Here is a 22122-nt window from a genome sequence, read left to right on the forward strand (position 1 = left end):
TTCCCTACTCGCCCACACCCCTGCTCCCCCGTACCACCGTCCCAGCCCGCAACCGCTCCGCTCTCTAAGGAATTCCCATGAAACTCCCGTTGGTGTGCCTGCCGTTCGCCGGTGCGGGAGCCAGCGTCTTCCGTCCCTGGCGAGACTACCCGGCCGACTCGTTCGAGGTCGTCCCGGTCCAGCTGCCCGGCCGCGAGGAACTGTTCATCGAGGACCCGTACACCTCCCTGGCCGAGGCGGCCGCCGGCACGGCCGAACGCATCCTCGCGGCGGTCTGCGACCGCCCCTACGCGCTCTTCGGCCACTCCTTCGGCGCCCTCCTGGCCCACGCGACCGTGCAGCTCCTGCACAGCAAGGGTCTGCACCTCCCGGAACGACTGATCATCAGCGGTGCGGCCGCCCCCTGGCTGCCCCGCCCACACATCGGCGTGGCCGCGCTCACCGACGAGGAACTCGCTTCGCGCGTACGCGAATTGGTGGGCTACGACCACGAGGCGTTCCACGACCCCGAGCTGCGCGAACTCGTCGTTCCGGCGCTGCGGGCCGACATGACGATCAACGAGAGCCCCGCCGCCACAGAGCCGACCACTCCCCTGCCGGTACCGATCAGCGTGCTGCGCGGCACCGAGGACGAGCTGATCACCCGGGCCGACGCACTCCAGTGGACGCGGGCGACGAACGTGGCCTGCGAACTGATCGACGTACCCGGGGAGCACATGTACTTCTCCACGGACTGGCCGAAACTGTGGAACACGATCGACGAACTCCTGGACCGGGGAAGGCGTGCCCGTCGACCTTCGTGAGGCCCTCGCAGCATGGGGGCGTGGTGGAGGAGCTGGTGTACGAGCAGGTGGTGCCGTGGGACTCCGGGAGCGGGCATGGGCGGAGGTTCCTTCCGGAAGGGGCGGGGCCGGTGCGGTGTCCCCGGCCCGCTGTGCGGCCCCAGTCAGCTGATGGTCCCCAGCAGCGTGGGGGCCCAGTCGACGACGTGCAGTCGGGCAGCCGCGGTACCTGCGAGCCGGGGCGGACCGCGGCGCGATCTTCTTTCGGTCCGCTACGTCCGCAGCGAATGCTTCCCGGCGCTGCACATCGTGCTCGCGGGGCCGGAGAAGCACCTGCCTGCTCCAGCGGACGCCTGAAGGCGCTTGCCGAGGACGTCCGGGCATCGCTGCGGGTGTGCTGGCCACAACGCTGCCCGGCCTGCGGCTCGGGGAGCCGTGGTTCCGGCTTGTTGCCGACAAGTCCGGGGGGCGACGGGAGCGTCATCCGGAGCCGATCGGCCGGTGACCGGCCGGGGCACTCACCGCCCCGTTGAGCCAGACGTGTCACCAAAGGAGCCGGTACCGCGCTACAACACGAGGTCATGGTGTCTCTGTTCGGCTTTTGGTCGGAGCGGATACCAGTGCCCATCGCTGGGACTGCGGTGCGACGTCATCTGAGCGAAGGTGAAAGCCAGCAAGCCGCTTGACCCCAGGCCATCAGCCGAAATTCCATCAGCGGTCGTGCCGTATTCCTTGCGATACCCCCACAGCCCGCTCGGCCGACAGCGTCGGAAGGCGAACCCAGACATCCGTTCCACTCCACGTGACCTTCGCTCCTGCAAGGGCGATACTGCCGACAGGAAGGCTCCGACCGTAACCTCACCGAGCACCGAGGATCAGCTGATGACCCGTCAGGAAAGTCGGCATTAGGTCAGCATCAGTACCGCCAGAACCCGCTTCCTGCCGCCATGGACCACCAAGATCGAAAACTGACCCCACCCGTTCTGACCAGCGAAAAAGCACGTCACAGGCCCATCTGCGAGCCTCACCAGGAGGTACCCATGAGGATGCTCATCAACGTCCCGGAGACCGTCGTCGCCGACGCGTTGCGGGGGCTGGCGGAGGCCCATCCCGATCTGCTGAACGTCGATGTGGAGCATCGGGTGATCGTGCGGCGGGACGCGCCCGTGGCCGGACAGGTGGCGCTCGTGTCCGGTGGGGGGTCGGGGCACGAGCCGCTGCACGGGGGATTCGTGGGGCCCGGAATGCTGTCGGCGGCGTGTCCGGGTGAGGTGTTCACGTCGCCCGTGCCCGATCAGATGGCGCGGGCCGCGGCCGCCGTGGACAGCGGCGCCGGGGTGCTGTTCGTCGTGAAGAACTACACCGGCGACGTGCTCAACTTCGACATGGCCGCCGAGCTGGCCGAGGACGAGGGCATCCAGGTCGCGAAGGTGCTGGTCAACGACGACGTGGCAGTCACCGACAGCCTGTACACGGCCGGACGGCGCGGTACCGGGGCGACGCTGTTCGTGGAGAAGATCGCGGGGGCGGCGGCCGCCGAGGGGCAGCCGCTGGAGCGGGTGGAGTCCATCGGGCGCCAGGTGAACGAGAACGCGCGCAGTTTCGGCGTCGCTCTCAGCGCCTGTTCCACCCCCGCCAAGGGCAGCCCGACGTTCGATCTGCCGTCCGGCGAGCTGGAGTTGGGCATCGGCATCCACGGCGAGCCGGGACGGCAGCGGCGGCCGATGATGACGTCCGGCGAGATCGCCGACTTCGCGGTGAACGCGATTCTGGAGGACATGCCGCCTCGGGTTCCGGTCCTCGTGCTCGTCAACGGCATGGGTGCCACCCCGCTGCTGGAGCTGTACGGCTTCAACGCCGAGGTGCAGCGGGTGCTCGCCGAGCGCGGCGTGGTCGTGGCCCGCACCCTGGTCGGCAACTACGTCACCTCCCTGGACATGGCCGGTGCCTCGGTCACCCTGTGCCAGGTGGACGAGGAACTGCTGCGGCTGTGGGACGCGCCGGTGAAGACGGCGGCGCTGCGCTGGGGAATGTGAACGCGACGGCCGACGCCTCCGACGTACCTACCACGCAAGGAGATCCAGTGCTCGACGCCGACTTCTTCCGCCGCTGGATGGCCGCGGCCGCCGCGGCCGTGGACCGGGAGGCGGACCGGCTCACCGCCCTCGACTCGCCCATCGGGGACGCCGATCACGGCACCAACCTGCAGCGCGGGTTCCGGGCGGTGACGGCCACGCTGGAGAAGGAGGTGCCCGCGACGCCGGGTGCCGTCCTGACCACCGCCGGCCGTCAGCTCATCTCGACCGTCGGCGGGGCCTCCGGTCCGCTGTACGGGACGCTGCTGCGCCGTACCGGCAAGGCGCTCGGGGACGCGGCCGAGGTCGACGAGGCGCGGTTCGCCGAGGCGTTCCGGGCGGGCGTGGACGCCGTCATGACGCTCGGCGGTGCCGCGCCGGGCGACAAGACCATGATCGACGCCCTGGTTCCGGCGCTCGACGCGCTCGGCGACGGCTTCGCCGCGGCGCGGGCGGCCGCCGAGGAGGGCGCTCAGGCGACCATCCCCCTCCAGGCCCGCAAGGGCCGGGCGAGCTACCTCGGGGAGCGCAGCATCGGGCACCAGGACCCGGGCGCCACCTCCTCCGCGCTGCTCGTCGCCGCACTCGAGGAGGCCGCCGGTGAGTGACGACGGGACGGTCGGGATCGTGCTGGTGTCGCACAGCGTGGAGGTGGCCACCTCGGTCGCCGGCCTGGCGAAGGCGCTGGCGGGCGGCGCTCCCGCGGTGCCGGTCGCGGCGGCGGGCGGCACGGAGGGCGGCGGGTTCGGTACGAGCGCCGGGCTGATCTCCGCCGCTGCCGCCTCCGTGGACCGGGGGGCCGGGGTCGCCGTCCTCGCCGATCTGGGCAGTGCCGTGCTCACCGTGAAGGCCCTGCTGGCGGAGGGCGACGAACTCCCCGGCGACACACGCCTCGTGGACGCCCCGTTCGTCGAGGGAGCGGTGGCCGCGGTCGTCACGGCGGCGGCGGGGGGCGACCTCGACGCCGTGGTCGCGGCGGCCGCGGACGCGTACACGTTCCGGAAGGTGTGACGCGGGCGGCCGTACGGCTCCACCGCTGCTCAGCGGCCGGGGGTCCTGAACCACACGGGTTCGGGACCCCCGGCCGCCGGCGTCGGCACGGGTTCAGCGACGACAGCGTTCCGCACCGTCGGCATGAACTCCCCTCGTTCCCGGCGGGAGTTCAGCCGGGGAGGGTTCAGCATACGTAACTCCCGCGCGTGGTCACCAACGCGGGCCTCCCGATGGTGGCGCGGCCGGAGCGCGTCCGTGCGCGGCGGGAGCGACGACACGCCGATCCGGCCCGTCCTTGCGCCGGGCGGCGGAATCCGTCACCTGCCCGGCGGCGATCGGAGTGCGCGGCGCGCCCGGGGCGCATTGGCTGCCGGTGAGACAGCACGGACGTTTCCCCGACCCCCGGCGGCGCATGCGACGTTCCGCCGGCCGTGCCACCGGAGGGCTGACCCATGCGTACTGCTCGACTTCCGCTCCGCTACGGCGCGACCCTGGCGGCCGCCGCCGCGCTTCCGATCGGGTTCGCCGGTCCGTCCGCCGCGGCCTCCGGGATCTCGGTGAACACCTCCGGGTCCTCGGTCTCGGTGACGACCAGCGCGTGCGCCCAGAACAACGGCAACTGGGGCACCGCGTCCCTGCTCACCAGCAGCCAGACGAACTTCGCCCAGGGACGGCAGGCCGCGCTGAGGGGCACGGCGACGAACCAGGCAGCCTCGTGGTCGAACGTCAGCCCGGGGACGTACACCGTGGTCGTCGTCTGTTCGAGCGGCATCACCGCGGGCAGTCAGTCGGTCATCGTCTCCGCGGCGTCGACGCCGACGATCTCCGCCACGTCCTCGCCCTCGCGCGGTGTGATGGGCGGCCTGGGCGGCGGCACCCACGACTACGGGCCGGTCACCTTCGGCGTGGGCGCGGCCCTGGTGGGCGCCGGCGTCATCGCCACGGGCTGGTACCTGCGGCGGCGGACGAGGCCGTACCGCCTCTGAGGACCGAGCCGGCCTGGAGGCGCGCGTCTCAAGAACGCGCGCTCACTCCGGCCGTCCGCCCCCATCCGTGTCGCCCTCGTGCCGCGCCAGCTCCTCGAACTCCTCCACCGCGTGCGCGAGCCACTGCGTCCAGAACGTCTCCAGGTCGATGCCGGCGCGCAGCACCAGGTGGCGCAGCCGGTCCTCGCGGCTGTCCTTGCCCGGGGGGAAGTCACGCCTCTCGATCTCCTCGTACTCGGCCAACTGCCGCTGGTGCAGGTCGAGATGGCGGCGCAGGTCGGACTCGAGGCCGCCCGTGCCGACGACCGCCGCGGCACGCAGGCGCAGCAGCAGGGCGTCGCGGAGCGGTTTCGGGTCCTGGGACGCGGACGTCCAGCGGGCCAGTTCGGCGCGGCCCGCGGGCAGAACGTCGTAACGTTTCTTCTGCCCGCGGGCCGGCTGCTCGGACGGCAGTGTGCGGATGTGTCCCTCGGCCTCCAGTTTCCCCAGCTCGCGATAGATCTGCTGATGCGTCGCCGACCAGAAGTAGCCGATCGATTTGTCGAAGCGGCGGGTCAGTTCCAGGCCCGACGACGGCTTCTCGAGCAGGGCGGTGAGGATCGCGTGCGGGAGTGACATGGGGTCATCCTAGGGACGGGCCGTGTGCGGCAGGCGGCTCCTACAGGGCCGCAGCCACCTCGGTGCCCTGCTTGATGGCGCGCTTGGCGTCCAGCTCGGCGGCCACGTCGGCGCCGCCGATGAGGTGCGCCTTGTGTCCGGCGGCGACCAGCGCCTCGTACAGGTCCCGGCGCGGTTCCTGGCCGGTGCACAGCACGACGGTGTCGACGTCGAGGACGGTGCTGTCGCCGTCGACGGTGATGTGCAGTCCGGCGTCGTCGATCCGGTCGTACTGGACTCCCGGGACCATGGTGACGCCGCGGTGCTTGAGCTCGGTGCGGTGGATCCAGCCGGTGGTCTTGCCGAGGCCTGCGCCGACCTTGGAGGTCTTGCGCTGGAGCAGGTGGACGGTGCGCGGCGGGGCGGGGCGCCGGGGCTCGGTGAGGCCGCCGGGTGCCTGGTAGTCCATGTCGACGCCCCAGTTGCGGAAGTACGTCGCCGGGTCCTCGCTCGCCTTGTCGCCGCCGTCGGTGAGGTACTCGGCGACGTCGAAGCCGATGCCGCCGGCGCCGAGGATGGCGACGCGGTCGCCGACGGGGGCGCCGTCGCGCAGGACGTCGAGGTAGCCGAGCACGCGCGGGTGGTCGATGCCGGGGATCTCGGGGGTGCGGGGGGTGACGCCGGTGGCGACGACGACCTCGTCGTGGTCGGCGAGGTCCTCGGCGGTGACCCAGGTACCGAGGCGTACGTCGACGCCGTGCGCGTCGAGCTGGTGGCGGAAGTAGCGCAGCGTCTCGTCGAACTCCTGCTTGCCGGGGACCTTGCGGGCCACGTTGAGCTGGCCGCCGATCTCGCTCGCGGCGTCGTACAGCGTGACCTCGTGCCCGCGTTCGGCGGCGGACACCGCGCAGGCGAGTCCGGCGGGGCCGGCACCGACGACGGCGACGCGCAAGCGCCGCCGGGTCGGGGAGAGGACCAGCTCGGTCTCGTGGCACGCGCGCGGGTTGACCAGACAGGAGGTGATCTTGCCGCTGAAGGTGTGGTCGAGGCAGGCCTGGTTGCAGCCGATGCAGGTGTTGATGGCGTCCGGCTCGCCCGCGGCGGCCTTGGCGACGAAGTCGGGGTCGGCGAGCATCGGACGGGCCATGGAGACCATGTCCGCGCGGCCGTCGGCGAGCAACTCCTCGGCAAGTTCGGGGGTGTTGATCCGGTTGGTGGTGACGAGCGGGACGCTCACCTCGCCCATGAGCTTCTTGGTGACCCAGGTGTACGCGCCGCGCGGCACCGAGGTGGCGATGGTGGGGATGCGGGCCTCGTGCCAGCCGATGCCGGTGTTGAGGATGGTGGCACCGGCGGCCTCGACGGCCCGGGCGAGAGTGATCACCTCGTCCAGCGAGGAGCCGCCGGGGACGAGGTCCAGCATGGACAGCCGGTAGATGATGATGAAGTCCTCGCCGACGGCCTCGCGGACGCGCCGGACGATCTCGACGGGGAAGCGCATGCGGTTCTCGTAGGAGCCGCCCCAGCGGTCGGTGCGGTGGTTGGTCTGCGCGGCGATGAACTCGTTGATCAGGTAGCCCTCGGAGCCCATGATCTCGACGCCGTCGTAGCCGGCCTGCCGGGCGAGGCGGGCGGCGCGGGCGTAGTCGTCGATGGTCCGCTCGATGTCCGCGTCGGTGAGCTCGCGGGGCGGGAAGGGGCTGATCGGCGCCTGGAGCGGGCTGGGCGCGACCAGGTCCTGGTGGTAGGCGTACCGCCCGAAGTGCAGGATCTGCATCGCGATCCGGCCGCCCTCGCGGTGCACCGCCTCGGTGACGACGGCGTGCCGCTCGGCCTCGGCCTCGGTGGTGAGCTTGGCGCCGCCCTCGTACGGCCGTCCCTCGTCGTTGGGCGCTATGCCGCCGGTGACGATGAGGCCGACTCCCCCGCGCGCGCGGGCGGCGTAGAACTCCGCCATCCGCTCGAAACCGCGCTCGGCCTCTTCCAGGCCGACGTGCATGGAGCCCATCAGGACGCGGTTGGGAAGTGTCGTGAATCCCAGGTCGAGCGGGCTCAGCAGGTGCGGGTAACGGCTCATCGGGGCCTCCGTGCGTGGTGGGGTCGCCTCTGTTGTAGAGGACGACCGCCATGTTGTGCAACTAGTTGCACAAGCCGCTGGACCGACCTGGGTCTCGGCCGGCCGAAGCCGCCCGAGCTTCTGTAACTACTGGTATGTAAACTCGCGTTGACCACACGGGCTCTCCGAGAGGAACCCGCGAGCATGCCCTTCGTCCGCATCGACGCGCTGGGGGCCGACGGCCACCGGCTCGACGCGCTCGGCCGTGCAGTTCAGGACGCGCTGATGGAGGTCCTCGGCATCCCGCCAGAGGACCGCTTCCAGGTGCTGACCGGCCACGACGGCACGACCAGCACCCTCCGCCACGGCGACTGCCCCGGCGTACACCACGACGACGGCATCGTGTTCGTGGCGATCACCATGCGCGCCGGACGCGGCCCCGATCAGAAGCGGGCGCTGTCCCGGCGGATCGCCGAGCTCGCCGACCCGTACGCCGATACCGAGCCGCGCAACGTGTTCGTGAGCGTCACCGAGAACGCGTCGATCGACTGGTCGTTCGGCGACGGCGAAGCGCAGTACGCCCCGGCCGGTGGCGACGCGGCCGGGGCGGTGCCGTAGAACCGGGCGACGCTGTCGCCGTCACCGGCTCTCGATGCGCAGGTGCAGGTCCCTCTCCTGGTCGCCGGAGGCCATGCACGTCTCGTGGACGGAGAACAGGGAGTCCAGGGTGGTGCGGAACTGGTCGATGGCCCAGTAACCGCCCTGGACGTCGGCGACGACCGACGAGGCGAGCCGGATCGGGCAGAAGTCCGGTTCGTGGGCGTCGGTGACGTCGTAGGTGCCCAGCCACACCATGGGCCGGGTCTCGTGAAGCTGCTGGGGTACCTCGCCGGCGTCGCGGTCGGAGGTGTAGCAGGCGCACAGGGCGCCGAACACGATCCGGGCGTCCTCCTTGGAGCACCCGCTGATCTCCACCGACACGGTTTCCGGATGCGAGCGCTCGATGCCGCTCATGATCGCTCCTCTCGTGGTCGCGCTGCGGAGGAAGTGCCGGATGCCGGGTAACCTCACGCACCGCGTCCAACCCACGCACCGCGTCCAACCCCCAGGAAAGCACCACCGCGGCCCGAGCACTACCGGTGCGGCCCGGCCCGCGGTCACGGGGGCGGCGTCCTGGTCAGCCGCGCGTGAAGCGGTACGTCTTGCTGTCGGTGAGCACGCAGAATCCCGGCGACACGACGATCACGCGCAGGGTGCCCGTACGGCGGTCGTAGTCGATGCCCTCGGCCTCGAAGGTGCCGGAGCAGGAGCTGCGGAGCGGCAGCTGGCGCAGGGCGGTGACGTGGCCCGACACGTCCGCGGTGCCGTTGGGCTCGGCGGACAGGTCGACCTGGAAGAGCGGTTTGGTGACGCCGAAGAGCGCGCCGTCCGGATCGTCGGAGGAGCAGAGCAGTGTCGTGGGGCCGCTGAAGTCGCAGCCCTGGACGTCGCGGACGGGGTGGTCCAGGGTGACCGTCGCGACCTGCGGGAGGTCGGCCGAGGGGGACGTGGCCGGGTTGACGCCGGGGGTCGGGAGGACGAGGAAGCGGTTCATCGTGCCGTACTCGCCCGAGAGCATCCACTGGCCGTCCGGGGAGATCGCCGCCCAGGAGTTGTTCAGCGCCTCCCCGGCGCCGAGCGTGTGGACGTACTCCGACCAGGACCCGTCCGGCGCCTGGACGCGGAACATCTTGGTGTTGCCGGAGTCCCGCTGGTACGGCTCGACGTAGTGGCCGTCGTAGGAGGCGTCGGGGTCGCCGACGTGGTTCCAGCCGCGGCCGCGCACGTCGGCGGGGATGGTGCCGAGGCCGGTGTACCGGTTGGGGCTGCCGGCCGGGACCTCGACCGAGGTGAGGCCCTGGCTCTCGGTGAGCGGGTCGGCGCGGTCCGAGCCGACCTCGTTCCAGGTGCCGGCGGCGAAGACCGGCGCGGCGACGGACACCACGAGCGTCGTGGCTAACGCGACGAGTCCCGTCATCACTGCGTGACAACGTTGCCGGACGGCAGGCGCGGCGGGCTCGGGCATGGATCGGCTCCTCGATCGCGGGGGGTGTGGGTACGCACGTTCGGGCGGCAGTCTGGACCGGCCGGGTAGGCATGTACAGAGCAATCGAGGAGGATGGCGGAAACCCACACGCCCGCGGGCGGTGCACCCGTATGGCACCGTCGTGGGGATCCGCGGCGTACGTCCGCCGCCGTGTTGAGAGATGGTGGAGAAATACGGCCGCGGCGGCGGAGAGTCTGGTGTGAGCGCGATAGAACAAGGGGAGTCGGCACGGGGGACGACGTGCCGTGCGGACGGTCGAAGGCGGTGCGTGGGATGAGTGCAGCCGTGGTTCCCGAGCCGGGGGACGGCGGGCCGGAGAGGCCCAGCGGGCTGCTCGACGTGCTCGGCGTGGCCTCGGTCGTGCTGGACGCCGAGGGCCGCATCGTGCTGTGGAGCCCGCAGGCGGAGGAGCTGTTCGGCTACTCGGCGCAGGAGGCGCTCGGGCAGTACGCGGCCCGGCTGATGGTGCACGAGCAGCACATCCAGCTGGTCGGCAAGCTGTTCGCCGAGGTGATGCGGACGGGGCACGGCTGGGCCGGGGCGTTCCCCATCCGGCTCAAGGACGGCACCACGCGCCTGGTGGAGTTCCGCAACATGCGCCTGCTGGACGACCAGGGCGACGTGTACGCGCTGGGGCTCGCGGCCGACCAGTCGACGGTGCGCCGGCTCGAACAGGACGTGGCGCTGTGCGAGCGGATGGTGACGCAGTCGCCGATCGGGCTGGCCATGCTGGACACGCGGCTGCGCTACGTCTCGGTCAACCCCGCACTGGCGCAGATCAACGGCGTCCCCGCGCAGGAGCACGTCGGGCGCACGATCCGCGAGGTGCTGCCGCTGCTGGACGCCGACGGCCTGGAGAGCGCGGCGCGGCAGGTCCTGGAGACGGGGCAGCCGCTCGTGGACCGGGCCACCGTGGCCCGCACCCCGGCGCACCCGGACGAGGAGCGCGCCTGGTCGGTGTCGCTCTACCGGCTGGAGGACGGCATGGGGACCGTGCTGGGCGTCGCGGCGTCGATCGTGGACACCACCGAGGAGCACCGGGTGGCGGTGGAGGCCGAGGCCGCACGCCGCCGGCTCGCCGTCATCGCCGACGCCTCCGCGCGGATCGGCACCACCCTGAACCTGGATCGCACCGCCCGCGAACTGGCCGACGTGGCCGTGCCGGTACTCGCCGACGTGGCCGCCGTGGACCTGCTGGACTCCGTCCTGGAGGCCCGTCGCAGCACGCTCGGGCCGTCCGAGGCGGCCGTGATCCGCGCCGTGGCCGTCCGCGCCGAGCAGGAGACGGACGCCCTCCAGGCCGCCGATCCGCCCGGTGAGCTGGCCCGTTACGCCCCCGACCGTCTGGTCACGCAGTGCGTACGGACCGCGAGCCCGGTCGTCGTCCCGCAGGTGACGGACGAGGACCTCCCCCGTATCGCCCGCTCCCCCGAGGCCGCGGTGCTGCTGCGCCGCGCGGGGGTGCACTCCTATCTGGCCGTGCCGCTCATCGCGCGCGGGGAGGTGCTCGGCGCCCTCGACCTCAAACGCACCCGCAACCAGACGCCGTTCGACGAGGACGACGTCCTGCTGGCACGCGAGCTGGCCTCCCGGGCCGCCGTGCAGATCGACAACGCGCGCTGGTACCAGAACGCCCGCGACACCGCCCTCACCCTCCAGCAGAGCCTGCTGCCGAGCCACCCGCCGGAGACGACCGGGCTCGAGGTCGCCTCCCGCTACCAGCCGGCGGGGGCCGCCAGCGAGGTCGGCGGCGACTGGTTCGACGTCATCCCGCTGGAGGGCGGCAAGACGGCGCTGGTCGTGGGCGATGTGATGGGCAGCGGCATCAGCGCGGCCGCCACCATGGGCCGGCTGCGCACCGCGACCGCCACGCTGGCCGCGCTCGACCTCGATCCGGCCCGGCTCCTGGAACACCTCGACAAGATCACGTCGGGCCTGGACCACTCCATCGCCACCTGCGTGTACGCCATCCACGACCCCGATCTGCGGCAGTGCCGCATCGCCAACGCGGGCCATCTCCCGCCGGCCCGCGTCCGTCCCGGGCACCCGCCGGAGCTGCTCGACCTGCCCACCGGGGTGCCGCTGGGGGTGGGCGGCGTGGACTTCCGCACCGTCACCGTCGACTTCGCCCCAGGCGACGAGCTGGTCTTCTACACGGACGGTCTCGTCGAGACCCGCCGGCACTCGCTGGACGAGCGGCTGGACACCATGCTGAGCCTGCTGAAGGACCCCTCCCGCCCGCTGGAGGAAGTCTGCGACCTGCTGCTGCGCAAGCTGCACCACCCTGACAACCACGACGACGTGGCCGTGCTCATCGCACGGGCGCAGGAGCTGCCGCAGCCGGAGTGAGGGATGACGGCAAGCGGACCTCGGTGTTGGGTGTCGTGAGCGACTTCGATGGCCGGCGCGGGGGCGGGGGCGGGGACGGAGACGGAGGCGGAGGCGGCGACCAGGGCGGCGGGCGCACGGTGTGCGACGGACAGGGGCGGTTCCTGGGCCATGGCCCGTGCACCGATCCGGGGCACGGACCCTGGCACCACTACTCCGACTCCGACTCCGACTCGCCGAACGAGCCGTCGGGGAACGGACGGACGACCTGAGCGCCGCTTCGGTGGTTACTCCCCCGACACCCTGACGCCGACCACCACGTTCGCGTACAAATCATGTGAGACGGCCACATGGGTGCTGAGCCCTGTGCGCGTGAACGCCTCGACGGCCGCCGTCAACTGACGTTCGCTCGTCTCGACCAGCAGGCAGCCGCCCGGCGCCAGCCAGTCGGGCGCGGCGTCGGCGACGCGGCGCAGGATGTCGAGTCCGTCCGCGCCGCCGTCGAGGGCGGTCAGCGGCTCGTGGTCGCGTGCCTCGGTGGGCAGGAGGCCCACTTCGCCAGTGGGGACGTACGGCACGTTGGCCGCGAGGATGTCGACTCGGCCGCGTAGCTGGTCCGGCAGGGCGTCGAACAGGTCGCCCGCGTGCGCGTGTCCGCCGAAGGCGGCGATGTTGCGGCGGGCGCAGCGGACGGCGGCCGGGTCGACGTCGGCGGCGTGGAGTTCGACGGGGCCGAGCGCGGTGGCCAGGGCCGCGCCGACCGCGCCCGAGCCGCAGCACAGGTCGACGACGACGCGGGCGTCCGGAACGTGGGCGAGGGCCTGGTCGACGAGGAACTCGGTGCGGCGGCGCGGGACGAAGACGCCCGGTTCCACGAGGACGCGCAGTCCGTGGAACTCGGCCCAGCCGAGGACGAGTTCGAGGGGGACACCGGTGGCGCGCCGGTCCACCATCGCGGCGAGCTCGTCCGGTGTGCGGGCGGTGGCGAGGATCAACTCAGCCTCGTCCTCGGCGAAGACGCAGCCCGCGGAGCGGAGCGCGGCGACGACGGCGAGCGGGGAAAGTGGGGGCATGGAAGCCTGGAGCCTTTCGGGAGCCTGGGGCCGAAGGGCGCTCCCGCGGTCACCTGCGGGCGGTGACCGCGCTGTCCTGAGGTGTGAGCACCCGACCTGACACAGCGTTGATGGGTCTCACCTCCTCGGCAGCTCACGACTGGGACGATCCGCAGCAGCGGCAACCCTACCCCAACCCTCAGACGCCCACAGTCTCTTCGGCCTCCTCCTCGGCGGTGTCCGCGGCCGTGGCCTTCTCCTCATGCGCGGCCTGCGCGGGAATTCGGGGCGCCGCCTGCCCGGGAACGGAGGCCGAAGTACCCGTCCGCGCGGCCCTGTTCCGCTCGACCGCGGCCGCGGCCGCGGTCACGGCGAGGCCCAGCAGCAGCCAGACGACGAGCGTGGCCACGTTGCGTCCGAGGCCGTCGTCGCCGAAGTACAGCAGGCTGCGGACGCCCTCCACGAAGCCGGCGCCGTCCCAGAAGGCGTGCAGCGCGCCGAAGAAGCCGTCCTGGAGCTCGGGCCGGAGCAGGCCGCCGGAGCTGGTGAAGTTGAGCATCACGAACAGCACCATCATGGTCAGCGTGGTCCACCGCTTGAGGAAGGTGTGCAGGCCGACGCCGATGAAGAGGATGCCGGCGGAGTAGAGCCAGGCGATCACCCACAGGCTCACGAGGTCGTGGTGCGCGACGTGGAACAGGGGCCCGGCGAGCAGCGCGCCGATGCCGCCCACCACGGCCGAGACACCGAGCGCGAGCAGGCCGCGTACCCGCATGGGCAGGGTGGAGCCCGCGGCGCCGATGGCGGCGACGGAGGCGTAGGAGCCGATGCTCACGGCGATCAGCAGGAAGAACAGGCCCTGTCCGGTGGGGTCGTCGGCGACGGGCCTGGCCACGTCCGTCACCTCCAGCGGGGCGCCCTGCTTGGCGGCGACGGGGGTGAAGATCTTCTCGACGGCCGTGGCGCCCATGTCGGAGGCGGCGGTGGCGACCAGGAGCTGCGGGGCCTTGGCGCTCGGCACGTAGGCGCCGGTGATGTCACGGGACCTGAGCAGGTCGATAGCTTCGGCCCGGGTGGCGACGGTGCGGACGTCGAGCTTGCCCCCCGCCGTGTCCTTGACCGTCTGGGCGAACACCTTCGCCTTTGGCGCGGAGCCCACGACGGCGACGGGCAGGTGGTGGGGCTCCGGGGTCACGAACGCGCCCATGTAGGCGAGCCCCATACCGAGGCACATCAGCAGGGGGGTGATCAGGTGCGTGAGCACATGGCGCAGCGCCGGCGACCTCATCGCAACCTCCTTCATTGAGCGACATCATCGATGGACATTGATTGGCTTATACAACTACCTATCTAAGTTGTACTATACAACGAGAAGGCCGGAGGGGCTTTGGGAGGCAATACGTGACACGAGCCGAGACGGCCGTCGAGACCATCCAGCGGGAGATGACGATCTTCGCCCGCCGGTCGCGGGCCTCGGCGGGACGCATGCACCCCGAGCTGTCGCTGGTGGCGTACACCCTGCTCTGGCACCTGGAAGAGCGCGGCGGCTGCCGGTCCACCGATCTGGCCGCGCACTACGCCCTGGACAAGTCCACGGTCAGCCGCCAGGTGGCCGCGCTGGAGCGGGCCGGGCTCATCGAGCGGCGCACGGACCCCGAGGACCACCGGGTCCAGGTGCTGCACCTGACGGACGCCGGGCAGGAGATCCTCGCCCAGGTCACCCACCGCCGCCGGGCCGCCTTCCGGGAACGGCTCGCGGACTGGCCGGAGGAGGACCTGGCCCGGTTCGCCGAATACCTGGAGCGCTACAACGCGGGGCCGGCGGCGGCTGCCGGGCAGGACTGAGCGGGCGGCGGCCCGGTCAGTCCAGCCGTCCCGCCCGCCGCGTCCGCAGTGGTCAGGCCACCGGTACGGCGGCTCCCCGGCCGTCGGTCAGCGGCTGCGGCGCCCGGGCCGCGAGGAACGTCACCGTGCGGCGGATGCGGAATCCCAGGGACTCGTACAGCCGGATGGCGGCGGTGTTGTCGGCGCCGGTGTGCAGGAACGGGGACTCGCCGCGCTCCCGGATGCCGTGCGCGACAGCGAGGATCAGGCGGCGTGCCAGGCCCTCGCCCCGGGCGGCCGGGTCGGTGCACACCCCGCTGATCTCGGCCCAGCCCGGCGGCCGCAGCCGCTCCCCCGCCATGGCGACCAGCGCGCCGTTCCGGCGGATGCCCAGGTAGGTGCCGAGTTCGAGGGTGCGCGGCAGGAACGGGCCGGGCCGGGTGCGCCGGACCAGGTCGAGCATCTCGGGTACGTCCGCGGGGCCGAGGCGGACCGCCTCCGCGTCCGGTGCCGGATCGAGACCGTCGTCCACGAGCTGGACGCCGTCGGCCTGGAAGGTGACCTTCCAGTCGTCCGGGAGCCGTCCTCCGAAGTCGAGCAGCAGGACGTCGGCGTCCGGGCCGGTGAGCGCTGCGACGTCCGCCCAGTCCTCGGGGCCGGGGTCGCCGGGGAGCGCGAGCCACGGGGAGACGCCGACCGGGTAGCGCAGCGCGCGGCCGCGGCGCTGGGCGAAGTGCGCGTGCGGGCCGGTGAGGGAGGCGAGGGCCGGGTTGTCGAGTGGGTGCGGATCACCGGTATGTGCGCTGCCCCCATGTGTGTCGGCCACATGGGGTGCGTGGCTCGCACGGCTCATGGCGTCCCCGTGACGCGGGACGTACTTCTCAGGCATCCGCTTCCTCGCTCTCCTCGTTCGCCGCCGCCTGGCCACCGGTGCCGTCATGAGCGCCAAGGAGCGAGGCCGGCCGGCTATTCCCGCGCCGAGACGGTGTCCGCTCCGTGAGATCGCCGTGATCGCTGCCGGGGCCGCCGTGACCGGCTTCATGGAATCGTCATGGTCGACCGGCCCTGACCAGGTACGGAAGACGGGCGACGACCACGTACCGTTGAACCATGAACGTGACCCGAGGCTTCGCCGGACGCCCGCGCGTCCACAATCCGGGCCTGCCGCCCGGCCAGTACGACGCGGGCGACGACTGGCCCGTGCTCTCCGCCGAGGTCACGCCCGACCTGTCCCCCGCCGACTGGACGTTCCGTGTCGACGGGCTGGTGGCGGAGCCACGCACGTGGGACTGGGACGAGGCTCACGCGCTGCCCGGGTCGGCGTACGAGGGCGACATCCACTGTGTGACGAGCTGGTCGAAGTTCGGCGTGCGGTTCAGTGGTGTCTCGCTGGACGCGTTCCTTGATGTGGTCGGGCCCCATGGGTCCGCCACACATGCCCTGGCCTACTCCCACACCGGCTACACCACGAACCTCCCGCTCACGGACCTCACCGGCGGACGTGCCTGGATCGCGTGGGAGTACGACGGCAAGCCGCTGCCCGCCGAGCACGGCGGCCCGGCGCGGCTGCTGGTGCCGCACCTGTACTTCTGGAAGAGCGCCAAGTGGATCGCGGGCATCACGCTCCTCGACCACGAGGAGCCCGGCTTCTGGGAGCAGAACGGCTACCACGCGCGCGGCAACCCCTGGGAGGAGCAGCGGTACTCCGGTGACTGAGACGACGGCAACCGAGATCCCCACCCCCACCTCCCCTCCCATGACGAACTCCTTCGCCCCCGCCACGCGCTTCGCGGTGCCCGGGCGCATCGCGGTCAGCAACCAGACCGCCGCCCTGTGGCAGACGGCCACCCTCACCGAGATCCGGCGCGAGACGCCGGACGTGACCTCCTTCCGGCTCGCGGTGCCGGCCTGGGCGGGGCATCTGCCCGGGCAGCACCTGATGCTGCGGCTGACCGCCGCCGACGGCTATGTGGCGCAGCGCCACTACTCGATCGCGTCCGCGCCCGACGACTCCGGGCACATCGAGCTCACGCTGGATCATGTCGAGGGCGGCGAGGTCTCGGGCTGGTTCCACACGGTGGCCCAGGTCGGTGACACGGTCGAGGTGCGGGGCCCGCTGAGCGGGTTCTTCGCCTGGCCCGGCGACCGGCCCGCGCTGCTGATCGGCGCCGGGTCCGGGGTCGTGCCGCTGATGTCGATGGTCCGGCACCACCGGGCGCAGTGCCTCACCGTGCCGCTGCGGATGCTGGTGTCCGCGCGCAGCCCCGAGGAGTTGATCTACGCGCGGGAGCTGGGTGCGGAGACGACGCCCGTGTTCACTCGCAGCGCGCCGGAGGGTGTGCCGGTGGGACGTATGGCGGCCGCACATGTGGCGCCGCTCCTGGCCGAGCAGCCTGCTGGTGGGTGGGAGGCCTATGTGTGCGGCTCCAACGGCTTCGCCGAGCACGCGTCCCGGCTGCTCGTCGACGCGGGCCAGCCGGTGGACCGTATCCGCATCGAACGCTTCGGCTGAGACGAGGCAGCGGCGGCGCGGGCCCTCGCCGGGTGCCGTGCGACGTGAGCGAGCCGCGCCGTACGGGGTACGTGACCGGTGTGGACGCTCGCGTGCGGACCCGGATGCGCGGCTGGCGCTGGCGGCGCAACGTGCTGCGGCGCCGACCGGACGTCGTGGAGGCGTGGACGGCGCTGCTCGTCGCCGTCCTGCTGTTGGTAGGCGCGCCGCTGGCCGGGGCGCTGGCGGGGCTGTGGGCGCACGGCGAGGCGCGGGAAGTCGCGGCAGCGCAGCGGGCCGAGCGGCACCACGTCGAGGCGCAGGTGATCGGCCGCGTGCCCGAGGACTTCCCCTCCGAGTCGGGCGGCCGCGAGCGCGCCCTGCGGGCGACGGTGCGCTGGACGGAGCCCGGCACGGGCACGCACACGGGCGTGGCCCGGGTGCCTGCGGGGACGCGCAGGGGTGACCGCGTCGACGTGTGGTTCGACAGCCGGGGACGGCCGGTCGCCCCGCCGCCGAACGACATCGCCGTCTGGCAGCACACGGTCACCATCGGCGTCGGCGTGGCGGGCGGTCTGGCCGCCGTGACGCTGCTCGGCCACAGCGTCGTACGCCGGATCGCGCTGCACCACCGGCTGGACGAGTGGGAGCGCGAGTGGGCGCGTATGGGTCCGGAGTGGACGCGCCGCCGGGCATGACCGACGCGTGACCAGGGCGTGAGCGCGGCCGGAGCGGGTACGCGGGTGACCGGTCGACACGCACGTACCGTGTGATCGTCCGTGCTTCCCGCTCCCTCCCGCAAAGGCGGTTGCCGATGGCCCTGTTCGACCTCCCCCTCGACGATCTCCGCGCGTACCGCAGCACGGCCGTGGCGCCCGACGACTTCGACGCCTTCTGGTCCAAGACGCTTCAGGAGGCCCGTGAGTACGACCTGGACGCCCGCTTCGAACCGGTCGACGCGGGCCTGTCCACGGTGCGGGTGTACGACGTGACGTACGCCGGATTCGGAGGTCACGCGGTCAAGGGCTGGCTGCTGCTGCCCGCCGCCGCCGAGGAACCGCTGCCGCTGGTGGTGGAGTTCGTCGGGTACGGCGGCGGACGCGGTCTGCCGCACGAGCATCTGCTGTGGGCGTCGACGGGACGGGCGCACTTCGTGATGGACACCCGTGGCCAGGGCAGCGCCTCGGGCGGCGGGGGCGGCACCGCCGACCCGGTGGGCGGCATGCCCGCGTACCCCGGTTTCATGACGCGGGGCGTGGACGCGCCGGAGAACTACTACTACCGCCGAGTGTTCACCGACGCGGTGCGTGCGGTCGAGGCGGCTCGCGCGCACCCGCTGACCGACGCGCGGCGGACCGCGGTGACCGGCGCCAGCCAGGGCGGCGGCATCACGCTCGCCGTCGGCGGGCTGGTCCCCGACCTGGCTGCGGTGGCCCCGGACGTGCCGTTCCTGTGCGACTTCCCGCGCGCGACGACGCTGACGGACCGTCTCCCGTACCGCGAGATCGGCCTGTACCTCCAGACCCACCGCGGCCGCACCGAGGATGTCCAGCGCACGCTGTCGTACTTCGACGGCGTCCACTTCGCGGCCCGCGGCCGGGCCCCGGCGCTGTTCTCGACGGGCCTGGAGGACCAGACCTGTCCCCCGTCCACCGTCTTCGCGGCGTTCAACGCGTGGGGACACGAGGACAAGAGCATCGAGGTGTACGACTTCAACGACCACGAGGGCGGCGGCCCCTTCCAGCAGGCGGCGCAGATGCGCTGGCTGCGGTCGCACATCTGAAGGCATCTGAGGACGCCTGAGGACATTTTGCGGCAGCGGATCCGCTACGGCAGTCTCCGCCCCACGATCAGCCGCGCACGGGGGCTGCCGTCGTCGCGTCGCCCGAAGTCGGGCAGGGCGTACTGGCGCACCTCGAATCCGGCGCGCTCCAGCTCGTCGCGCAGGAGGGAGAAGCGCAGCGTCCGGTAGTACATGACGAACGGCGGCCGCCGGACGGCGTTGCGTACCCGCATGACGGCGTCGAAGCCGCGCAGCATCCAGAAGCCGGGGTGGGTGGGGTGCGGCGGGGCGGCGACGGGGAAGGCGAAGCTGCCGCCGGGCCGCAGCACGGAGTGGACCTGGGCGAACAGCCCGGGCAGCTCGCGCGGCAGGAAGTGCCCGAACGCCCCGAAGCTCACGGCCAGGTCGAAGGCCGGCGCGAACGGCAGCGCGCGGGCGTCGCCGCGCACCCAGGCGATCCGCGGCGCGGGCGGTCGCGGGTGCCGCCGGGCCACGTCGAGCATGCCGGCGCTGAAGTCGACGCCCGTAACGCTCGCCCGGCACACGCGCGCGAGCACGTCCGTCCCGGCCCCGGTGCCGCAGCACAGGTCGAGCCCGTCGTCGAACGGGCCGAGCCGCCCGAGGACGCCTGCCACGGAGTCGAGTACCGAGGCCGGGGTGCGGAAGGGGGTGTGGTCGAACTTCGGCGCGAGCAGGTCGTAGCCGTGCTCGACGGACGACAGCGCCTGGACGGCGAGTTCACGGAGGCTGGGGCCCTCGGGACCGTACATCCGCCCAGCCTAGGGGAACGGCCCGCGCGGGCTTCCCCGTTCCGCCCATCGGAAACCGATCCGGGGCTTCCGGGGCTCTTTCCCTCGCACGAGCGCCGTTCGCGGTTGGATGTGCGGGTGAGCATCGACGAGCACCAGCGGATGATGCGCGCCGACCAGGCCAACTGGGACGCGCGCACCCCGGTCCATGTCGCCAGCCGGTTCTACGGACTCGACCAGGACCTCGATCCGGAGCGCTGGTTCGGCGGCTTCGAGTGGGACGACCTCGGCGAGCTCGCCGGGCGGGACGTGCTGCACCTGCAGTGCCACCTCGGCACGGAGACGCTCGCGTTCGCCCGGCGCGGGGCTCGGGCGGTGGGGCTCGACTTCTCCGAGGTGTCGGTGGCGGCGGCCCGGGACATCGCGGCGCGGGCCGGACTCGACGCGACGTACGTACGGGCCAATGTGTACGACGCCGTGGAGGCGCTCGGCGGGCGGCGGTTCGACGTCGTCCACACCGGCAAGGGTGCGTTGTGCTACCTCCCCGACCTGGCGCGCTGGGCGGACGTCGTCGCCGGCCTGCTGCGTCCGGGCGGGCGGCTGTACGTCGTCGAGTTCCACCCGCTGTTCAACGCCCTGGGCCCCGAGCCGGCCCCCGGAGAGGGGCCCGAACTGCTGCTGCGGCACGACTACCTGGCCGGTGACGGCGCCGTGCACCGCGACGCGACGTACACCTACACGGACGGTACGGCCGTCGAGGGCGCGACCGACAGCTACGAGTGGATGCACGGGATCGGAGAGGTCGTCAACGCGCTGGTCGGGGCTGGTCTGACGATCCGGCGGCTGGCGGAGAGCGACGAGCTGCCGTGGCAGCGCTGGCCGCAGATGGTGCGTACGCCGTCCGGCTGGTGGCGGCTGCCCGAGCCGCGCGTTCCGCTGCTGTACGGGCTGTTGGCGAGCCGCTGAGCGCCACCCGGCGGCGCGGACCGGAGCGGCGGCGCGACGACGGGTCCGTACGAACCGGCGGCATGCGGCATCCGGGTTGCTCGCGGACACCGTCGGCCCAAGCAGCGCGCCGTACCGCACGTCCGTTCCTACGTTGATCACATGACGATCGGACTTTCTTCCCGGCTGGCCGTATCGACCTGTGCCCTCTGTATGGCGGGCATGCTGACGCTCACCCCCGCCGCCGCGGCCGCCCACGCCCGGGCGGCCGACCCCACCGCGCCCGCCGGATCGCGGGCGGCACAGCCGCGGCCCGCGGTGCTGTACCAGGCGGGCACGCAGGTCAGACCGCGCGCCGGGGCGCCCTCGGTTCCGGACGTCTCCGCGCTGTCGTGGGTGGTGGCCGACGCCGGCAGCGGCGACGTGCTGGCCTCGTCCGACGCGCACCGCAAGCTGGCACCCGCCAGCACGCTGAAGACGCTGTTCGCCCTCACCGTGCTGCCCACGCTGCCCGGCGGCGTCCGGCACACCGTCACCGAGCGGGAGTTGGCGGACGTGGGCGCCGGCAGCAGCCTGGTCGGGCTCGTGGAGGGGCACAGCTACCAGGTGGCCGACCTGTGGCGCGGTGTCTTCCTCAGCTCCGGCAACGACGCCGTGCACGTGCTGGCCGCGCTCAACGGCGGCTGGCAGCAGACCGCCACCCGCATGCAGGCCAAGGCGCGCGCCCTGGGCGCCCTGGACACCCACGTCGTCTCGCCGGACGGCTACGACGCCGACGGCCAGGTCTCCTCGGCGTACGACCTGGCGGTCTTCGGCCGGGCAGGGCTGCGCAACCCCGACTTCGCCCGGTACTGCGGCACGGCCACGGCCGACTTCCCGGGTGACGGGGCGTCGTACGGGATCGAGAACACCAACCGGCTGCTGACGGGCGAGGACGGGGTGGAGCGGTACCCGGGGCTGATCGGCGTCAAGAACGGCTATACCACCAACGCGGGCAACACGCTCGTCGCCGCCGCACGCCACGGCGGTCGCACGCTCGTGGTGACGGTGATGAACCCGCAGGCCGGCGGTGGGCTCACCGTGTACGAGGAGGCCCGCAAGCTGCTCGACTGGGGGTTCTCCGCCTCCGGTCACGTCGATCCGGTGGGCTCGCTGGACGCGCTGCGCCCGGCTCCCCAGCAGGAGTCGGCCGCGCCCTCTGCGGCACCGGTGGCGGCGGCCACGGCGCCCGACGCGGACGGCTGGTCGGGCTGGGAGGAGGCCGGGGCCATCGCGGGCGCCGCCGGTCTGGGCATGGGTGCCGTGGCTCTGGCGCTGCGCGCCAAGGCCGGCCGGACCGCGCGCGACTGACGGCATGACTGCGCCTCAGCACGTG

General features: G+C 72.4%; 22 protein-coding genes. 14 read left to right on the plus strand and 8 right to left on the minus strand.

Annotated features, from left to right (window positions below):
• Positions 1 to 77: 77 nt before the first annotated feature.
• The 5 genes from QFZ74_RS01720 to QFZ74_RS01740 all read left to right on the plus strand — a co-directional run bounded on the left by QFZ74_RS01720 (position 78) and on the right by QFZ74_RS01740 (position 4836).
• Positions 78 to 803, plus strand: coding sequence for a thioesterase II family protein (locus tag QFZ74_RS01720; protein WP_307618993.1), 726 nt, complete (start codon positions 78 to 80; stop codon positions 801 to 803).
• 1019 nt (positions 804 to 1822) lie between these two features.
• Positions 1823 to 2818: a dihydroxyacetone kinase subunit DhaK gene (gene dhaK / locus QFZ74_RS01725; RefSeq protein ID WP_307618994.1), complete on the plus strand. Its 996-nt coding sequence runs from the start codon at positions 1823 to 1825 to the stop codon at positions 2816 to 2818.
• A 47-nt stretch (positions 2819 to 2865) separates the two neighbouring features.
• Entirely contained in the window at positions 2866 to 3465 is a 600-nt protein-coding gene (dhaL, locus tag QFZ74_RS01730) for a dihydroxyacetone kinase subunit DhaL (RefSeq protein ID WP_307618995.1), read from the plus strand.
• Positions 3458 to 3868: a PTS fructose transporter subunit IIA gene (locus QFZ74_RS01735; RefSeq protein ID WP_307618996.1), complete on the plus strand. Its 411-nt coding sequence runs from the start codon at positions 3458 to 3460 to the stop codon at positions 3866 to 3868. Before dhaL ends, QFZ74_RS01735 begins: the two co-directional genes overlap by 8 nt.
• 434 nt (positions 3869 to 4302) lie before the next feature.
• On the plus strand, positions 4303 to 4836 hold the full coding sequence (locus QFZ74_RS01740; protein ID WP_307618997.1) for a hypothetical protein: 534 nt from the start codon (positions 4303 to 4305) through the stop codon (positions 4834 to 4836).
• A 42-nt stretch (positions 4837 to 4878) separates the two neighbouring features.
• On the opposite strand, the gene QFZ74_RS01745 is transcribed toward QFZ74_RS01740, so the two are convergent.
• Both QFZ74_RS01745 and QFZ74_RS01750 read right to left on the minus strand, forming a co-directional pair.
• Positions 4879 to 5454 carry a PadR family transcriptional regulator gene (locus QFZ74_RS01745; RefSeq protein WP_307618998.1) on the minus strand — a complete coding sequence of 192 codons (576 nt, stop codon included), beginning with the start codon at positions 5452 to 5454 and terminating at the stop codon, positions 4879 to 4881.
• Positions 5455 to 5494: 40 nt separating this feature from the next.
• Positions 5495 to 7510 (minus strand): NADPH-dependent 2,4-dienoyl-CoA reductase, encoded by a 2016-nt coding sequence (locus tag QFZ74_RS01750; protein WP_307618999.1) that lies wholly within the window; start codon positions 7508 to 7510, stop codon positions 5495 to 5497.
• Between the two features lie 183 nt (positions 7511 to 7693).
• On the opposite strand from QFZ74_RS01750, the gene QFZ74_RS01755 reads away from it, so the two are divergent.
• Positions 7694 to 8107, plus strand: a complete 414-nt coding sequence (locus QFZ74_RS01755; protein WP_307619000.1) for a tautomerase family protein — start codon at positions 7694 to 7696, stop codon at positions 8105 to 8107.
• A 21-nt stretch (positions 8108 to 8128) separates the two neighbouring features.
• Here QFZ74_RS01755 and QFZ74_RS01760 read toward each other — a convergent pair whose 3' ends face one another.
• A complete protein-coding gene (locus tag QFZ74_RS01760; protein WP_307619001.1) occupies positions 8129 to 8503 on the minus strand; it encodes a hypothetical protein in 375 nt (124 codons plus the stop codon).
• Positions 8504 to 8666: 163 nt separating this feature from the next.
• On the minus strand, positions 8667 to 9506 hold the full coding sequence (locus QFZ74_RS01765) for a hypothetical protein (RefSeq protein ID WP_373462336.1): 840 nt from the start codon (positions 9504 to 9506) through the stop codon (positions 8667 to 8669).
• Between the two features lie 342 nt (positions 9507 to 9848).
• Between QFZ74_RS01765 and QFZ74_RS01770 the strand changes: the two genes are divergently transcribed.
• Complete coding sequence (locus tag QFZ74_RS01770; protein WP_307619003.1) at positions 9849 to 11924, plus strand: SpoIIE family protein phosphatase; 2076 nt, start codon at positions 9849 to 9851, stop codon at positions 11922 to 11924.
• A 266-nt stretch (positions 11925 to 12190) separates the two neighbouring features.
• On the opposite strand, the gene QFZ74_RS01775 is transcribed toward QFZ74_RS01770, so the two are convergent.
• Both QFZ74_RS01775 and QFZ74_RS01780 read right to left on the minus strand, forming a co-directional pair.
• Complete coding sequence (locus QFZ74_RS01775; protein ID WP_307619004.1) at positions 12191 to 12976, minus strand: putative protein N(5)-glutamine methyltransferase; 786 nt, start codon at positions 12974 to 12976, stop codon at positions 12191 to 12193.
• 178 nt (positions 12977 to 13154) lie between these two features.
• On the minus strand, positions 13155 to 14243 hold the full coding sequence (locus QFZ74_RS01780; protein WP_307619005.1) for a hypothetical protein: 1089 nt from the start codon (positions 14241 to 14243) through the stop codon (positions 13155 to 13157).
• A gap of 155 nt (positions 14244 to 14398) precedes the next feature.
• Here QFZ74_RS01780 and QFZ74_RS01785 point away from each other — a divergent pair, with 155 nt between their 5' ends.
• Positions 14399 to 14800 (plus strand): MarR family winged helix-turn-helix transcriptional regulator, encoded by a 402-nt coding sequence (locus tag QFZ74_RS01785; RefSeq protein ID WP_307624014.1) that lies wholly within the window; start codon positions 14399 to 14401, stop codon positions 14798 to 14800.
• Positions 14801 to 14852: 52 nt separating this feature from the next.
• Here the strand turns inward: QFZ74_RS01785 and QFZ74_RS01790 are convergent, their stop codons facing one another.
• Positions 14853 to 15632, minus strand: coding sequence for a GNAT family N-acetyltransferase (locus QFZ74_RS01790; protein ID WP_307624015.1), 780 nt, complete (start codon positions 15630 to 15632; stop codon positions 14853 to 14855).
• A 257-nt stretch (positions 15633 to 15889) separates the two neighbouring features.
• Between QFZ74_RS01790 and QFZ74_RS01795 the strand changes: the two genes are divergently transcribed.
• From QFZ74_RS01795 to QFZ74_RS01810, 4 genes are all read left to right on the plus strand, one after another.
• Positions 15890 to 16495, plus strand: coding sequence for a sulfite oxidase-like oxidoreductase (locus tag QFZ74_RS01795; protein ID WP_307619006.1), 606 nt, complete (start codon positions 15890 to 15892; stop codon positions 16493 to 16495).
• Positions 16496 to 16535: 40 nt separating this feature from the next.
• Positions 16536 to 17291, plus strand: a complete 756-nt coding sequence (locus QFZ74_RS01800) for a ferredoxin reductase (RefSeq protein WP_307624016.1) — start codon at positions 16536 to 16538, stop codon at positions 17289 to 17291.
• A 92-nt stretch (positions 17292 to 17383) separates the two neighbouring features.
• Positions 17384 to 17968 carry a hypothetical protein gene (locus tag QFZ74_RS01805; RefSeq protein ID WP_307624017.1) on the plus strand — a complete coding sequence of 195 codons (585 nt, stop codon included), beginning with the start codon at positions 17384 to 17386 and terminating at the stop codon, positions 17966 to 17968.
• A gap of 116 nt (positions 17969 to 18084) precedes the next feature.
• On the plus strand, positions 18085 to 19053 hold the full coding sequence (locus QFZ74_RS01810) for an acetylxylan esterase (protein WP_307619007.1): 969 nt from the start codon (positions 18085 to 18087) through the stop codon (positions 19051 to 19053).
• Positions 19054 to 19097: 44 nt separating this feature from the next.
• On the opposite strand, the gene QFZ74_RS01815 is transcribed toward QFZ74_RS01810, so the two are convergent.
• The gene (locus tag QFZ74_RS01815) at positions 19098 to 19823 is read right to left on the minus strand and encodes a class I SAM-dependent methyltransferase (RefSeq protein ID WP_307619008.1); all 726 of its coding nucleotides are present in this window, start codon (positions 19821 to 19823) and stop codon (positions 19098 to 19100) included.
• A gap of 117 nt (positions 19824 to 19940) precedes the next feature.
• Here QFZ74_RS01815 and QFZ74_RS01820 point away from each other — a divergent pair, with 117 nt between their 5' ends.
• Positions 19941 to 20768 (plus strand): class I SAM-dependent methyltransferase, encoded by an 828-nt coding sequence (locus QFZ74_RS01820; protein WP_307619009.1) that lies wholly within the window; start codon positions 19941 to 19943, stop codon positions 20766 to 20768.
• Between the two features lie 141 nt (positions 20769 to 20909).
• Positions 20910 to 22097, plus strand: a complete 1188-nt coding sequence (locus QFZ74_RS01825) for a D-alanyl-D-alanine carboxypeptidase family protein (protein WP_307619010.1) — start codon at positions 20910 to 20912, stop codon at positions 22095 to 22097.
• Positions 22098 to 22122 lie beyond the last annotated feature (25 nt).

It is taken from the genome of Streptomyces sp. V3I7 (genome assembly GCF_030817495.1).
In the GTDB taxonomy this organism is placed as follows: Bacteria; Actinomycetota; Actinomycetes; order Streptomycetales; family Streptomycetaceae; genus Streptomyces.